Origin of the sequence: Stenotrophomonas sp., assembly GCF_032099025.1 — a bacterium.
Taxonomy (GTDB): domain Bacteria; phylum Pseudomonadota; class Gammaproteobacteria; order Xanthomonadales; family Xanthomonadaceae; genus Stenotrophomonas.
On sequence record NZ_DAMCID010000014.1, the window covers coordinates 83,442 to 97,117 of the forward strand.

12 protein-coding genes and 1 riboswitch are annotated in these 13,676 nt (G+C 67.5%); of the genes, 6 read left to right on the forward strand and 6 right to left on the reverse strand.

Annotated elements, in window-relative coordinates; genetic code table 11:
• Positions 1 to 211 precede the first annotated feature (211 nt).
• Both RT456_RS11790 and RT456_RS11795 read right to left on the reverse strand, forming a co-directional pair.
• Positions 212 to 1,036: a hypothetical protein gene (locus RT456_RS11790; RefSeq protein WP_313346819.1), complete on the reverse strand. Its 825-nt coding sequence runs from the start codon at positions 1,034 to 1,036 to the stop codon at positions 212 to 214.
• 152 nt (positions 1,037 to 1,188) lie between these two features.
• Positions 1,189 to 2,082, reverse strand: a complete 894-nt coding sequence (locus RT456_RS11795; RefSeq protein WP_313346754.1) for an Hsp33 family molecular chaperone HslO — start codon at positions 2,080 to 2,082, stop codon at positions 1,189 to 1,191.
• An 84-nt stretch (positions 2,083 to 2,166) separates the two neighbouring features.
• On the opposite strand from RT456_RS11795, the gene mtgA reads away from it, so the two are divergent.
• The 3 genes from mtgA to RT456_RS11810 are packed head-to-tail and all read left to right on the forward strand — an operon-like array spanning position 2,167 to position 4,366.
• Entirely contained in the window at positions 2,167 to 2,916 is a 750-nt protein-coding gene (gene mtgA / locus RT456_RS11800) for a monofunctional biosynthetic peptidoglycan transglycosylase (protein WP_313346757.1), read from the forward strand.
• A gap of 39 nt (positions 2,917 to 2,955) precedes the next feature.
• On the forward strand, positions 2,956 to 3,975 hold the full coding sequence (locus tag RT456_RS11805) for a glycosyltransferase family 2 protein (RefSeq protein ID WP_313346760.1): 1,020 nt from the start codon (positions 2,956 to 2,958) through the stop codon (positions 3,973 to 3,975).
• Complete coding sequence (locus tag RT456_RS11810; RefSeq protein WP_313346763.1) at positions 3,935 to 4,366, forward strand: CBS domain-containing protein; 432 nt, start codon at positions 3,935 to 3,937, stop codon at positions 4,364 to 4,366. Before RT456_RS11805 ends, RT456_RS11810 begins: the two co-directional genes overlap by 41 nt.
• 45 nt (positions 4,367 to 4,411) lie before the next feature.
• Here RT456_RS11810 and RT456_RS11815 read toward each other — a convergent pair whose 3' ends face one another.
• The 4 genes from RT456_RS11815 to RT456_RS11830 form a co-directional block, all read right to left on the reverse strand.
• Positions 4,412 to 6,394 carry an AsmA family protein gene (locus RT456_RS11815; protein WP_313346765.1) on the reverse strand — a complete coding sequence of 661 codons (1,983 nt, stop codon included), beginning with the start codon at positions 6,392 to 6,394 and terminating at the stop codon, positions 4,412 to 4,414.
• A gap of 201 nt (positions 6,395 to 6,595) precedes the next feature.
• A complete protein-coding gene (locus RT456_RS11820) occupies positions 6,596 to 7,234 on the reverse strand; it encodes a hemolysin III family protein (RefSeq protein WP_313346821.1) in 639 nt (212 codons plus the stop codon).
• 91 nt (positions 7,235 to 7,325) lie between these two features.
• The gene (locus RT456_RS11825; protein WP_313346768.1) at positions 7,326 to 8,930 is read right to left on the reverse strand and encodes a peptide chain release factor 3; all 1,605 of its coding nucleotides are present in this window, start codon (positions 8,928 to 8,930) and stop codon (positions 7,326 to 7,328) included.
• Positions 8,931 to 9,005: 75 nt separating this feature from the next.
• Positions 9,006 to 9,896, reverse strand: coding sequence for a M23 family metallopeptidase (locus tag RT456_RS11830; protein ID WP_313346771.1), 891 nt, complete (start codon positions 9,894 to 9,896; stop codon positions 9,006 to 9,008).
• Between the two features lie 156 nt (positions 9,897 to 10,052).
• Positions 10,053 to 10,172: riboswitch (SAM riboswitch) on the forward strand.
• 79 nt (positions 10,173 to 10,251) lie between these two features.
• On the opposite strand from RT456_RS11830, the gene RT456_RS11835 reads away from it, so the two are divergent.
• Genes RT456_RS11835 through RT456_RS11845 form a run of 3 tightly spaced genes read left to right on the forward strand, consistent with a single transcriptional unit; the run spans position 10,252 to position 13,585 of the window.
• Positions 10,252 to 11,280 carry a homoserine O-succinyltransferase gene (locus tag RT456_RS11835; RefSeq protein WP_313346774.1) on the forward strand — a complete coding sequence of 343 codons (1,029 nt, stop codon included), beginning with the start codon at positions 10,252 to 10,254 and terminating at the stop codon, positions 11,278 to 11,280.
• Complete coding sequence (locus RT456_RS11840; RefSeq protein ID WP_313346777.1) at positions 11,277 to 12,521, forward strand: O-succinylhomoserine (thiol)-lyase; 1,245 nt, start codon at positions 11,277 to 11,279, stop codon at positions 12,519 to 12,521. The genes RT456_RS11835 and RT456_RS11840 overlap by 4 nt, the downstream gene beginning before the upstream one ends.
• The gene (locus tag RT456_RS11845) at positions 12,518 to 13,585 is read left to right on the forward strand and encodes a homoserine dehydrogenase (RefSeq protein WP_313346779.1); all 1,068 of its coding nucleotides are present in this window, start codon (positions 12,518 to 12,520) and stop codon (positions 13,583 to 13,585) included. Before RT456_RS11840 ends, RT456_RS11845 begins: the two co-directional genes overlap by 4 nt.
• The last annotated feature ends 91 nt before the right edge of the window (positions 13,586 to 13,676 follow it).

Consider the following 13,676-nt stretch of genomic DNA (forward strand, 5'->3'; position numbering starts at 1 on the left):
ATTCGGCAAAGTCCTTGCGGGACAAGGCTTTCCGTCACCGAGGGGGGCAAATGGGGTCTTGAGGGGGTCAACTTGAGACATGACTTTCAGCACATTTTTTCAAATCTGGCGCCATCGGCCCTGTCTGAATGGAGGGCCGGTCACAGGCGACGCGCAGAAAAAAGGCGCGTCGGAGACGCGCCTTGGTCAGCAGACTGGAGGGGCGACCCTCTCAGAGATCCTGTTCGTAGCGGACGTAGGGCACCGTGCCCTCGTCGGTGCTTTCATTGCGCGGGGCGAAGGGGTTCTTGCCGCGGGTGATGACGTTCTCCGCACCCACAGTGAGCTGGCCGCTCCAGGGCGTACGCCAGGTCAGGCCGACGCCCAGGCCTTCCCACTTGCCGGGCTGGCCCGGCACATCGACCACGCGGCCGATGATGTTGCCGCTGAAGTTGCCATAGCCGGCACCCAGAGTGAGGCTCTTGCTGTCCCAGCGGTCCACCAGGGCAGGGGAGACATCGGACAGGGGCACCAGGCGCGCCTTGGCGTAGGTGCCGCCAATGGATACGAAGCCCTCGCGGCCGATGTTCTTCTGGCCGAACACGGTGAGGTCGTTCTGCTCGGCGCGCAGCGCCGGCGACTTGTTCGGGCCGGCCAGCCAGGCCGGGAGCGTGTCCTTGCCGGTCCCGGCGGTGATGCCGAGGCGACCGCCCGGGCGGTTGAACGCCGCCGTGCCGGTGACCCGGCGACTCAGGGTGTTGTCGTCATCGTCGCCCAGGCTGGCCAGCATGCAATGGCTGGCCAGTCCGCTGATGCTGGTGCCGCGGCTGCTGTTGCACAGCAGGCCCAGCGAATCGCCGGAGGACAGCCCGAAGGCCGCGTCCAGCGAGCTGCGCCCGAAGTGCCAGCGCGCGCCGGCCGCCTGCTCACCGGTGGGTTCCAGGTACAGCAGGGCCTCGACCTTGCCGCTGCCCTTGTTCCACACCGGAATCACCGTGCTGTCCTGGCGTGCCTTGGATTGCGCATGCGCGCCCGGGATCGCGGCGAGGGCGATCATCAGGGCCAGCGGTAGACGCAGAAGGGCACGCATGGGAACTCTCAGACAGCGGTGATGAACACAAGTTCCCGCCGAAGCGGGACACTGATCCTAGGGCGTTTATGATTTCTTAACAAGTCTTGGTTCTCCCCAGAACAAAACTCGCGCGGCGATTACTGAAGCCGTTCAGGTGCCGGCGATGAAACGACGGCGTCGCTGAACAGTATGTCGAATTCCGTCAAGGGAAAGTGATACTCCTGTCCGCAGAATTCGCAACGGATATCGACTGAACCGGTGGCCTCGGCGGAGGCCCGGGCTTCCTCCTCGCCCAGCGACTGCAGCATGCTCTCCACGCGCTCGCGCGAGCAGGAGCAGGCAAAGCGCAGCGGGCGGGCACCCAGCAGTTCCGGGTTCTCCTCGTGGAAGAGACGCACCAGCAGCGTTTCGGCGTCCACGTCGAGCAGTTCCTGCTTGCCGAGGGTCTCGAACAGGGCGCTGGCGCGGACCCAGCCATCCTCGTCACCCCCGTCGCCGGGCAGCTTCTGCAGCAGCAGGCCGGCGGCGCGGGTGCCGTCGGCGGCCAGCAGCAGGCGCGTCGGCAGCTGTTCGGACTGGCGGAAGTAGTCTTCGAACGCCTCATCCAGGCCCGGCGCGCCCAGTCCGACCAGGCTCTGGTAACGCTGCGGCTCGCGCGGGTCCAGGCCGGGGTTTTCGATGGTGATGGCCAGCAGCGCGTCGTCGCCCAGGGCGGTCAGGTCGCGTGGGGCATCGCCCTCGTCGGACATCTGCACGATCCCGCGCAGGGTCCCGGCGGCGGTGCACTCGGTGAACAGGGTGCGCATGGCGGTGCTGCTGCGCAGCTGGATGGACAGGCGTCCATCCACCTTGGTGTGGCCGGTGAACAGGGCCGAGGCCACGCTGGCTTCGCCCAGCAGTTCGGCCGCCACGGGCGGATAGCTGGCGTGGGACAGGATTTCCTGCCAGGTGGCGTCGAGGTGCACATGCACGCCGCGGACGCCGGCATCGGGGAGCAGGAAGCGGACGAGGGAATCGGTCTGGGCGGTCATCGGGTCGGTGGCTGCGCTTATTTAAATGGGGGCGTGTTGCCGGATAATGCGCCGACAACCATGCAAGCAGAGGATGCACCAGTAATGGGGGCAGAGCGCAGCAACCACAAGGCCGATCCGGGCCTGGAACCGTCACGCCCACGCCGCTGGCGCTGGAAGTACCTGCTGTGGCTGCCCGTGCTGTTCGTGGTGGGCAGCGTGCTGCAGGTCGTGGTGCTGCGCGTGGTCGATCCGCCGCTGTCCACGGTGATGCTCTGGCGCTACGGCGAGGCGCTGGGCCAGGGCGACTGGCGCTACCGGCTGCACCATCAATGGCGCGACCTGGACCAGATGGCGGCCAGCCTGCCAATCTCGCTGGTGGCAGCGGAGGACCAGCGCTTCCCGGAGCACAACGGGTTCGACCTGCAGGCGATCGAGAAGGCGCGTGACCACAATGCGCGCGGTGGCCGGCTCCGGGGCGCCAGCACGATCAGCCAGCAGGTGGCCAAGAATCTGTTCCTGTGGCAGGGCCGCAGCTGGATCCGAAAGGGCCTGGAGGTCTGGTACACGGTGTTGATCGAGGCGCTCTGGCCGAAGTCGCGGATCCTGGAGATGTACGCCAACATCGCCGAGTTCGGCGATGGCATCTACGGCGCCCAGGCCGCGTCCCGGCAGTTCTGGAACAAGGACGCGGCGCGCCTGACCCCGGGCGAGAGCGCGAAGCTGGCGGCGGTGCTGCCCGCGCCGCGCCGCTACAACGCCGCCAGGCCCGGGCCCTACGTACAGCGCCGCGCCGCGTGGATCCAGCGCCAGGCACGCCAGCTGGGAGGCGGTGCCTACCTCGATGACAACTGACGATGCATGCGCGTGACGGCGCAACGGTACACTCCGCGCATGCCTGCCCAACGCCTGACCCTGGTCATTGCCGCCCACAACGAAGCCATGGCGCTGCCCCTGCTGCACCCGCGGCTGCGTGCGGTGCTGGATGGGCTGGACGGTATCGATGGCCGGATCGTCTACGTGGACGACGGCAGTACCGATGCCACCTGGCGGGTGATGCAGCAGCTGGCGGCCGATGATGCGGCGGTGGGCCTGCTGCGCCTGTCGCGCAACTTCGGCAAGGAAACCGCCTTGACCGCAGGGTTGGACAGGGTCGAGGACGGTGCGGTGATGATTCTCGACGCCGATGGCCAGGATCCGCCGGAACTGATTCCCGACTTCGTCGCGCTGTGGCAACAGGGGTACGACAACGTCTACGGGACGCGCCTGGTGCGCGACGGCGAGGGCTGGCTGAAGCGCAGCACCGCGGCGGCGTTCTATCGGGTGATCGGGCGTCTGTCGAAGACGCCCATTCCGGCCGATACCGGCGATTTCCGCCTGCTCTCGCCGCGTGCGCTGCAGGCGCTGGGTCAGTTGCGTGAACGCCACCGGTTCATGAAAGGGCTGTTCGGCTGGGTCGGCTTCCGGCGCAAGGCGCTGCCGTACCACCGGCAGGCGCGGATGGTCGGCAACAGCAAATTCGGGCTCTGGAAGCTGTGGAATCTGGCGCTGGAAGCGATCACCAGTTTCTCCACGGTGCCGCTGCGCGCCGCCACCTATCTCGGGCTGGCCACGGCCACCGCCGCGTTCGTGTTCGGCATGTGGGTGGTGGTGAAGGCGGCACTGTACGGCGACCGGGTGGCCGGCTATCCCACCATGATGGCGGTGATCCTGTTCCTGGGGGGCGTGCAGCTGATCGCGCTGGGCCTGATCGGTGAATACCTGGGCAGGCTGTATGAGGAATCCAAGCAGCGGCCGCTGTACCTGATTGACACCTGGCAGGCACCGTTCGTGGCAGACTCGGCCCTGCATCCCATCGGTGGAGAGCAGCGAGATGACCACGGTACGACAGCTGTTGGAAGGCAAGTCCCCTGAGGTTTTCGCAGTAGCCCCGGAATCGGCGGTGATCGACGCGATCCGGCTGATGGCCGAGAAAGGCATCGGCGCGGTGCTGGTGATGGAAGGCCGGCAGCTGGTCGGCATCCTGTCCGAGCGCGATTACGCACGCAAGATCGTGCTGCACGAGCGGTCCTCGCGCACTACCCGGGTCAGCGACATCATGACCGCCAAGGTCGTCACCGTTGCGCCGGGCGAGCAGGTGGAGCACTGCCTGCAACTGGTCACCGACTACCGCATCCGGCACCTGCCGGTGGTGGACGGCAGCGGCGTGATCGGGGTCATCTCGATCGGCGATCTGGTGAAGTCGGTGATCGACGAGCAGGCGCAGAAGCTGGACCAGCTGCAGCAGTACATCGTGGCGGGCTGATCGCCGCCCGCCAGCGCCGGTCGTGGACCGGCGCGCGGGACGTGTTCATTTCGCGTAGCGGCCACCACAGTTCGAATCTTCGCCCGGCCCGGTTTCGATCGTGGCCAGCAGGGCGGCAGGCGGGGCGATGCTGCCCAGCGTGAGCGCGATCACGCCGCGCACGCCCAGTGCCTTGAAGTCGGGGCGGAACGAGGGATCCTTGAACGTGCCGCCGATGCGCAGCGGCGAACGCAGCGCCAGGATGCTGATGTCCTTGGGGCGCGGACGCAGCAGCAGGTCGAGCTTTTCCTGCTTGAGGTCCACTGTGCCTTCGCCAAGGATCAGCGTATCGGTGGTGTCGAAGGCCAACTGCTGCGAGGTCATGACGCCACGTGCCAAGCCGAAGTCGCCCCAGGCGCAGCGCAGCGGAATCTGCTTGTCGCCGGTGAACAGGAACTTCAGCGATTCGGCCACATCCAGGCCGGCCAGCTCCATGATCAGGTTGCCGACATGGCCGCGGCCGATGCCGATCGCAACGGAGCCATCCGAGCTGCCAAGCATCGCCGCGACGGAGTTGCCGGTCCCGCTCAGGTTGACCTCGCCACTGATGCCGCCGGACGCCTGCTCGGCAAGCTTGGCATCGGGGAACAGGCGGCCGAGCTGCACCTTGCGGATGCTGGCCTTGAATTGGGTGGCAATGGTCGGCTTGCGCGCATCCATGCGGATGGTGCTGCGGATGTCGCCGCCCGCAACGCCGAAGTTCAATGGCTCCAGCCGCAGCAGGCCGTCGTCGAGCTTGAGGTGCGCATCCATGTCATCCAGCGGCAGTACCGGAGAATTGATGCGCTGTGCCTTCCACCGCACATCGGCGTCCATCGCGCGCAGCTTGCCCAGGTTGTACGGCGTATCCGGCAGTACCTTGGCCTTCACGGCGAGCGCAGCGGCCTCGGCCTTCTGCTCGGCGTTTGCCGATTCACCGGCACCGGTCTTGGGCGGTGCACCGATGAAGCCGGCCAGATCGTCGAAGTCGAGCCGCTTGGAGACCAGATCGGCCTTCAGCAACGGGCGATCTCCACCCACTTCGATCTGGGCGGTGCCGCCAAGATCGCTGTCGCCGGCCACGCCGGTGAAGTTCTCGTAGCGCCAGATATCGTTGTTGCGCTTGAGCCTGCCCTTGAGCCGGTACGGTGGGGTGGACGGAATGGCCAGGCCGATCAGCGGATACAGGTCTTCCATGTCCTGGCCACTCAGGGCCAGATCAAGATCGAAAGTGCGCAGTGCAAACGGGTTGGTGAGGGTGCCGCTGGCAATGGCGTGGGTATTGCCGGCGCGGCCGTCCAGGTGGATGCGGAACGGATGATCGCTGTTGGTCAATTCCAGCGGCGATTCGGTATTGCCTTCCAGGGTGAACGGATTGCCCTGCCAACGGCCCTTGCCGTTGACCAGCAGGGGCGGGGCACTATCCGCGTTGCGCGGCTTGCCGCTGGTGAGGGCAACGAGAATGTCGGTCTTGCCGGCAGCATCCAGGAACTGCAGTCTACCGTCCTCGACCAGCAGACGACGCAGCACCGGCGGGTTGCCGTCGCTGGGCCCCAGGAAATCCCAATTGCCGGGCTGATCCTTGCCGGGCGCGGTTTCAAGCAGCAGGTCCGGGCGGGTCAGGCGAATTTCGGGAATCTGGATATCACCCCGCAGCAGCGGCCAGGCGCGCAGATCAATCTCGGCCCGGTCGGCACTGGCCATGCGCGGCTTCTTGGACCATTCGGCGTTGGCAAAGGTCAGCCCATCGGCGCGCACGGTCAGGGTGCGCCCCAGGTCAACATCCAGGTTGCCGCCAATATGGAATTCGCGCCCGGTTTTGGCCTGCACGGCGCGCTCGACTGGCCCCTTGAACCAGTTCCAATCCCACACCGCGATGACCACCAGCACCAGCGCAAACAGGAACACCAGCACCGCCAGCCAGCGTTGCCCCCGCTTGCCAGGGCGGCGCAGGCGCCAACGTGAGCGGGAGGAGGGAGTAGGCGACGCAGGAGCGGGAACGGTATTCACCCACCCATCCTTGCCCGTTCATCGTGCACGTAACGCGAAGCTTACGTAAGCGATACGTCAGCGAGGTGAGCTTGCAGAACGCGCAAGCCCCCTTTTGTTAAGGGGGCGCGCCGACAGGCGCGGGGATAGGTGGCACGCCCACGGGGCCCAATCCTGCGAAGCAGGATCGGGTGTCACTTCATAGCGGAAACCGCGCCGGTGCTACAGCACCTGCGCGGTTACCGCTATGAAGTGACATACGCTTCCCCCGATCACGAACAGGTGCCAGATGGCGTGGGAGTAGGGGATCGATTCGCGGTGGTAGAAGTAGGTGCCGAGCGTGTAGGACAGGCCGCCGGCGAACAGCCAGCCCAGTGTCCAGCCGTCGATGGAGGACCACATCGGCTTGATCGCCACCAGCACCATCCAGCCCATCGCGATGTAGATGATGGTCGAGAGCAGCTTGAAGCGGCCGGTGAAGAAGAGTTTGAAGATCACCCCCGACAGCGCCAGCGCCCAGATGGCCGTGAACATGCCCCAACCCCACGGACCGCGCAGGCCGATCAGGGTGAACGGCGTGTAGGTGCCCGCGATCAGCAGGTAGATCGCGCAGTGGTCGAACACCTTCAGGCGACCCTTGGCGACCGGGTGCTGGATCGCGTGGTAGAGCGTGGAGGCCGTGTAGAGCAGCAGCAGGGCCACGCCGAACACGATCGCGCTGGCCAGCTGCCAGGCGTCGCCGTAGATCGCGGCAAGGGTGATCAGCACCGCGCTGCCAGCCAGTGCGGCAACGGCGCCCAACCCGTGGGTCAGGGCGCTGGCGATTTCTTCACGTACGGAAGCAACTGAGGTCATGGCGATGAGATTGCGCGGGGAGGGGGACCCGCTCCCCCCTATCATCGCCGTGATGACGCGCGCTTGCACGCGCCATCGTCCAGCACCCGGTCAGCCGTCAGCCGACCGAGACGCTGTGGGCCGCTTCGCGGGTTGCCGCGAAGCGCACGTCCGGCGCGCGTTCCTGCGCCAGCTGCAGGTTCACCCGGGTCGGGGCCAGGTACACCAGCTGGCCGGCAGCGTCGATGCTGAGGTTGCTGGCGTTCTTTTCGCGGAACTCTTCCAGCTTCTTCTCGTTGCTGCAGGTGACCCAGCGCGCCGTCGTGACGCTGACCGGCTCGAAGCTCGCTTCCACGCCGTACTCGTCCTTCAGGCGGTAGGCCGCCACGTCGAACTGCAGTACGCCGACCGCGCCCAGGATCAGATCGTTGCTCATCAGCGGGCGGAAGAACTGCGTGGCGCCTTCCTCGGACAGCTGCGCCAGGCCCTTCTGCAGCTGCTTGAGCTTCAGCGGATCGCGCAGCCGCGCGCGGCGGAACAGTTCCGGGGCGAAGTTCGGGATGCCGGTGAAGCTCACCGCCTCACCCTCGGTGAACGTGTCGCCGATGGAAATGGTGCCGTGGTTGTGGATGCCGATGACATCGCCCGGCCAGGCCTCGGCCGCGATCTCGCGGTCGCTGGCCATGAAGGTCAGCGCATTGGCCAGCTTCATGTCCTTGCCCGTGCGCACGTGGAAGGTCTTCATGCCCGCCACGAAGCGGCCCGAACAGATCCGCATGAAGGCCACCCGGTCGCGGTGCTGCGGGTCCATGTTGGCCTGGATCTTGAACACGAACCCGGTCAGCTTGTTTTCCTGCGGAGCGATTTCGCGGCCCGTGGTGGCGCGCGGCTGCGGCGACGGCGCGTGCTCGACGAAGAAGTCCAGCAGCGGCTGCACGCCGAAGTTGTTCACGCCCGAGCCGAAGAATACCGGCGTCTGACGGCCCGCCAGGTAGGCCTCCAGATCGAACGGATGGCTCGCACCCTGCACCAGTTCCAGTTCGTCGCGCAGATCGGCCAGCATGCGCTCACCGATCTTCTCGGCCAGGCCGGGCGAGTCGATCGATGGGAAGATGGTCGAGTCCTGGCGGGTGAAGTTGCGGCCCTGTTCGTACAGATGCACTTCGCCGCTGATCAGGTGCACCACGCCCTTGAGGCGCTGGCCCATGCCGATCGGCCAGGTCACCGGCGCACACTGGATGCCCAGCACGCTCTCGACTTCATCCAGCAGGTCGATCGGCTCCTTGCCTTCGCGGTCGAGCTTGTTGATGAAGGTCATGATCGGCGTGTCGCGCAGGCGGCACACCTCCATCAGCTTGATCGTGCGCTCTTCCACGCCCTTGGCGACGTCGATCACCATCAGCGCCGAGTCGACCGCAGTGAGCACGCGGTAGGTGTCCTCGCCGAAGTCGGCGTGGCCCGGGGTGTCGAGCAGGTTGACGATCTTGCCTTCGTACGGGAACTGCATCACCGAGGAGGTGACCGAGATTCCGCGTTCCTTTTCCAGCGCCATCCAGTCGGAGGTGGCATGGCGGGCCGCCTTGCGGCCCTTGACCGAACCGGCCATCTGGATCGCGCCGCCGAACAGCAGCAGCTTTTCGGTCAGCGTGGTCTTGCCGGCGTCAGGATGGGAAATGATGGCGAAGGTGCGGCGGCGCGCAGCTTCGGTAGCGACTTCGGACATGGCGTGACGCGCCCGCCCGGGGCGCTCTTCAAAGAGATAAGCCGGCGATTATACCGGGCCGCCGCGGTCGGCGGGTCAGGGCGACGCGGCCCGGCCGGGGTCGGCCTCTTCACGCGCGAAGTGGAGCTCACCCTGCGGGGCCACGATCCGTACCGGAATCGAGCGCAGCTGCATGCCCACATTGGCCTGCACCACGAAGTGCAGGTGCGGCGCGGTGCTGTAGCCGGTGTTGCCCGAGACCCCGATGCGCTGGCCGGCCTCGACCCGCTGCCCGCTGCGGACCAGCACCCCATTGGCCTGCAGGTGGGCGTAGACGGCCATGCTGCCGTCTTCGTGCAGCACCCGGATGAAGTTGGCGCGCTCGCGGTCGCGCGCCGGGTCGCGGCCATTGGCGGTGAAGTTGCCCTGTACCTGCATCACCTTGCCGGCGCGTGCGGCCAGCACCGGCGTGCCTTCCGGCAGCGCGAAGTCGACCGCGTCGCGGTTCTCGGCGTCGGTATGGCTGAATCGCCCCTGCGGCGCCTGGGTCACCTGGAAGCGCTTGGCGTCGAAGGGCAGCTGGTAGGCCACGTCGCGCGGCTGCGCGGCCGGGTCGCCCGGTACCGCATCCAGCAGCAGGTTGAGGCCCTGGGTGTCTGGGGGCAACTGCAGGCGCACCACCACCACGCTGGCCGAACCGGGCAGCACCGCCTGCATCGGCAGCCCCGGCAGCAGCGCGGCCCCGCTGTCCTGGCGCAGGGCGACCTGCACCGGCCCGGCCAGATGGTTGTCCACCCGGGCCTGCCAGCGGCTGGCGCCGCCTTCCAGCTTGATCGACGCGATGTTGCCGGCGGTCGGACCCTGCGTGGCCCCATCGGCCGGCCTGACCAGGCCCCAGCCGGAGCGCCACTCGGGTGCCGCAGTGGTGCCGGCCGCCAGCGAGACCAGCGGGCACAGTATCAGGGACAGCAGCAGGATCCGGCGCATCGTCGATCTTCCAGTGAGGGTGCGCGGACTCTACGCAACTGCATTCGTTCAGGAAAGAGGCCCGTCAGCCGCCGCATCCGGCCTGATGAGAAAAAACTATATCGCTTCATCCCGATGAAAGGATTGACACGGTGCCGGGAGGCTGGCATCGTGGCTCCACCATCGAGACCGGCAGAGGGACAGGCCCTTTGAAGCCGGGGCAGCCCGCAGGCGCGCAAGCGACCTGCGTAGGTGCCAAATCCTGCGGGGACCGTGGTGTCTTCCGAAAGATGGTTCGAACCGTGCACCGTACGTGCGCTTCGAACGCGAGCTCCGCGAAAGCTCGATGGCCGTTTCTCCTTATCGGGATACCGCCATGAGCTTCGCCACCGCCGCTGTTGCCACCGACTCCTTCGCCCCCTTGAGCGTTCCGGTTGATGCCGGGCGCAGTGCCGTGCGCGGTGAACTCGGCGCGATCCTGTCGATGCGCCATGGCGGCCCCCGTCCGGTACGACTGCGCTACGAACTGGTGGGCCGTCCCGACGCACCGGTGGTGGTCCTGGCCGGTGGCATCTCGGCGCACCGCCACGTTGCCGCCAACACCGAGTTCCCCGAAAAGGGGTGGGCCGAGGGCCTGGTCGGTGCCGGGCGCACGCTCGATCCTGCGTCGCTGCGCATCCTTGCCTTCGACTTCATCGGTGCCGACGGTGCACTGGACCTGCCGATCGATACCGCCGACCAGGCCGATGCGCTGGCGCTGCTGCTCGACCATCTCGGGATCGCCCGGTTGCACGCCTTCGTGGGCTACTCCTATGGCGCGCTGGTCGGCCAGCAGTTCGCGGTGCGCCATCGCCAGCGGCTGCTGAAACTGGTGGCGGTCAGCGGCGCGCATCGCCCGCATCCCTATGCCGCCGCCTGGCGCGCGCTCCAGCGCCGGGCCGTTGCACTGGGCCAGCTGCAGTGCGCCGAAAGCCATGGGCTGGCGTTGGCCCGGCAGTTCGCCATGCTCAGCTACCGCACGCCGGAAGAATTCGGCGAGCGTTTCGATGCGCCACCGGAAGTCGTCAACGGCCGTGTGCGCGTGGCCGCGGAAGACTACCTGGATGCGGCGGGCGCGCAGTATGTCGCCCGCACGCCGGTCGAGGCGTACCTGCGGCTGTCCGAATCCATTGACCTGCACCGGGTCGACCCCGCCGCGATCAGCGTGCCCACCGTGGTGGTGGCCGTCGAAGGCGATCGCCTGGTGCCGCTGGCCGACCTGGTCAGCCTGGTCGAAGGGCTGGGCCCGCGCGGCAGCCTGCGCGTGCTGCGCTCGCCGTACGGCCACGACGCCTTCCTGAAAGAAACCGATCGCATCGACGCGATCCTCGCCACCGCATTTCGTACCCCGGGAGAAAACGCATGAGCCTGTCCGCCGGTTCCGAACCGTCCTGTAGCCGTGTCACCGCCGCCGTGCGCGCCGGTATCGACCGCGATACCGCGCATGGGGCGGTGACCCCGCCGATCGTGCTGTCGTCGAACTTCAGCTTCGACGGCTTCGGCAACAAGCGCCAGTACGACTACACGCGCAGTGGCAACCCGACCCGTGACCTGCTGGGCGAGGCGCTGGCCGAGCTGGAAGGCGGTGCCGGTGGCGTGATCACCTCCACCGGCATGGGCGCGATCAACCTGGTGCTCAACGCGCTGCTGCAGCCGGGCGACACCCTGGTGGTACCGCACGATGCGTATGGCGGCAGCTGGCGCCTGTTCAACGCGTTGGCCAGGAAGGGTCACTTCAACCTCGTCACCGCCGACCTGACCGACCCGCGTTCGCTGGCCGACGCGCTGGCCGGGTCGCCCACGCTGGTGCTGATCGAAACCCCGTCCAACCCGCTGCTGCGCATCACCGACCTGCGCTTCGTGATCGATGCCGCCCACAAGGCCGGCGCGAAGGTGGTGGTGGACAACACCTTCCTGTCACCGGCACTGCAGCAGCCGATCGCCTTCGGGGCCGATGTGGTGCTGCACTCGACCACCAAGTACATCAACGGCCATAGCGACGTCGTCGGTGGTGCGGTGATCGCGCGCGACCCTGCGCTGCACGAGCAGCTGGTGTGGTGGGCCAATGCGCTGGGCCTGACCGGATCGCCGTTCGACGCGTTCCTGACCCTGCGCGGACTGCGCACGCTGGGCGCGCGCCTGCGCGTGCACCAGGAAAACACCGTTGGCATCGTCGCGCTGCTGACCGCCAGCGATGCGGTGGCGAACGTGTACTACCCCGGCCTGCCCGAGCATCCGGGCCATGCCATCGCCGCACGCCAGCAGAGCGGGTTCGGCGCCATGCTGTCCTTCGAACTGGCCTCGTGCCCGGGCGACGATCCGCACGCGGCGGTGCGCGCCTTCGTCGATGGCCTGCGCTGTTTCACCCTGGCCGAATCGCTGGGCGGCGTGGAAAGCCTGGTGGCCCATCCGGCCACCATGACCCACGCGGCCATGACCGCCGAAGCGCGTGCGCACGCCGGCATCGGCGAGGGCCTGCTGCGCCTGTCGGTTGGCATCGAAGCCGTGGAAGACCTGGTCGCTGACCTGCAGGCCGGGCTGGAGCGCGCGCAGGCCGTGATCGACCTGCAGTCGCAGGCGGCACGGCGCAAACAGGTGGACGCATGAGCGCGGTGATCCCGTTCGCCCGTGAGCTGCCGCTACGCCTGGCGTTGCTGGGCACCGGCACGGTCGGTACGGCGTTCGTGCATCGGTATCAGTCGCTGCAGTCGCGCGGCATCGAGCTGCCGCGGTTCTCCTGGCTGGCCAACTCGCGCACGGCACGTGCCTGCGAACAGTTGCCCGAACACGCGCTGGAACAAGCCAACCGTGCCCAGCGCGGCACGCCGGCGCTGCAGCCCTGGGCCGAGGCCGACGGCCTGCAGCGTGGGGACGTGGTGGTGGATGCCACCGCCAGTGACGAGGTGGCCAACTGGCACGAGCACTGGCTGGCGCGTGGCGTGCACGTGGTCACCGCCAACAAGCTGGGGCGGGGCGCGCAGCTGGCACGGGCGCAGGCCATCGCCGACAGCGGCCATGGCGGCGGCGCGCGCTATGGCGACAGCGCCACTGTGGGCGCCGGCCTGCCGCTGCTCAGCAGCCTGCGCAGCCTGGTCGCGGGTGGTGACCGCATCCACCGGGTGGAAGGGGTGTTGTCCGGTTCATTGGCCTGGCTCTTCCATCACTACGATGGGCAGCGTCCGTTCTCGGCCTGGGTGCGCGACGCCGTCGACGCGGGCTATACGGAACCGGATCCGCGGGTGGACCTGTCCGGCGAAGACGTGCGGCGCAAGCTGCTGATCCTGGCACGCGCCAGTGGCATTGCGCTGCGGGCCGAGCAGGTGCAGGTCGCATCGCTGGTTCCCGATGCACTGGCCGTGTTGCCCGTCGCCGCGGCCATCGACCAGCTGTCGCTGCTGGATGCACCACTGCAACGGCAGTGGGAGCAGGCCCAGGCGCAGAACGGCTGCCTGCGCTTCATCGGCGGCTTCGACCGTGATGGCGCCCGTGTCGGCCTGCGCATCGTGGCGCTGGACCATCCCCTGGCCGGTGGCGCCCAGACCGACAACCGCGTGGCCATCCACAGCGACCGCTACAGCGGCCAACCGCTATTGATCCAGGGGCCAGGTGCAGGCGCCGACGTAACCGCCGCGGCGCTCCTCGACGATGTGCTGCGGATAGCTGGCGCGTAGAGCCACGCCCTGCGTGGCTGCTCTTCGTTCAGGCACCGCGCAGCCACGCAGGGCGTGGCTCTACGCCCGTGGTATTCCGGACACTGCGGAG

Coding starts and splice junctions, on each gene's coding strand:
- RT456_RS11805 (WP_313346760.1), top strand. CDS start 2,956: ATGCCTGCCCAACGCCTGACCCTGGTCATTGCCGCCCACAACGAAGCC.
- mtgA (WP_313346757.1), top strand. CDS start 2,167: ATGGGGGCAGAGCGCAGCAACCACAAGGCCGATCCGGGCCTGGAACCG.
- RT456_RS11840 (WP_313346777.1), top strand. CDS start 11,277: ATGAGCCTGTCCGCCGGTTCCGAACCGTCCTGTAGCCGTGTCACCGCC.
- RT456_RS11790 (WP_313346819.1), bottom strand. CDS start 1,036: ATGATCGCCCTCGCCGCGATCCCGGGCGCGCATGCGCAATCCAAGGCA.
- RT456_RS11810 (WP_313346763.1), top strand. CDS start 3,935: ATGACCACGGTACGACAGCTGTTGGAAGGCAAGTCCCCTGAGGTTTTC.
- RT456_RS11830 (WP_313346771.1), bottom strand. CDS start 9,896: ATGCGCCGGATCCTGCTGCTGTCCCTGATACTGTGCCCGCTGGTCTCG.
- RT456_RS11795 (WP_313346754.1), bottom strand. CDS start 2,082: ATGACCGCCCAGACCGATTCCCTCGTCCGCTTCCTGCTCCCCGATGCC.
- RT456_RS11845 (WP_313346779.1), top strand. CDS start 12,518: ATGAGCGCGGTGATCCCGTTCGCCCGTGAGCTGCCGCTACGCCTGGCG.
- RT456_RS11825 (WP_313346768.1), bottom strand. CDS start 8,930: ATGTCCGAAGTCGCTACCGAAGCTGCGCGCCGCCGCACCTTCGCCATC.
- RT456_RS11835 (WP_313346774.1), top strand. CDS start 10,252: ATGAGCTTCGCCACCGCCGCTGTTGCCACCGACTCCTTCGCCCCCTTG.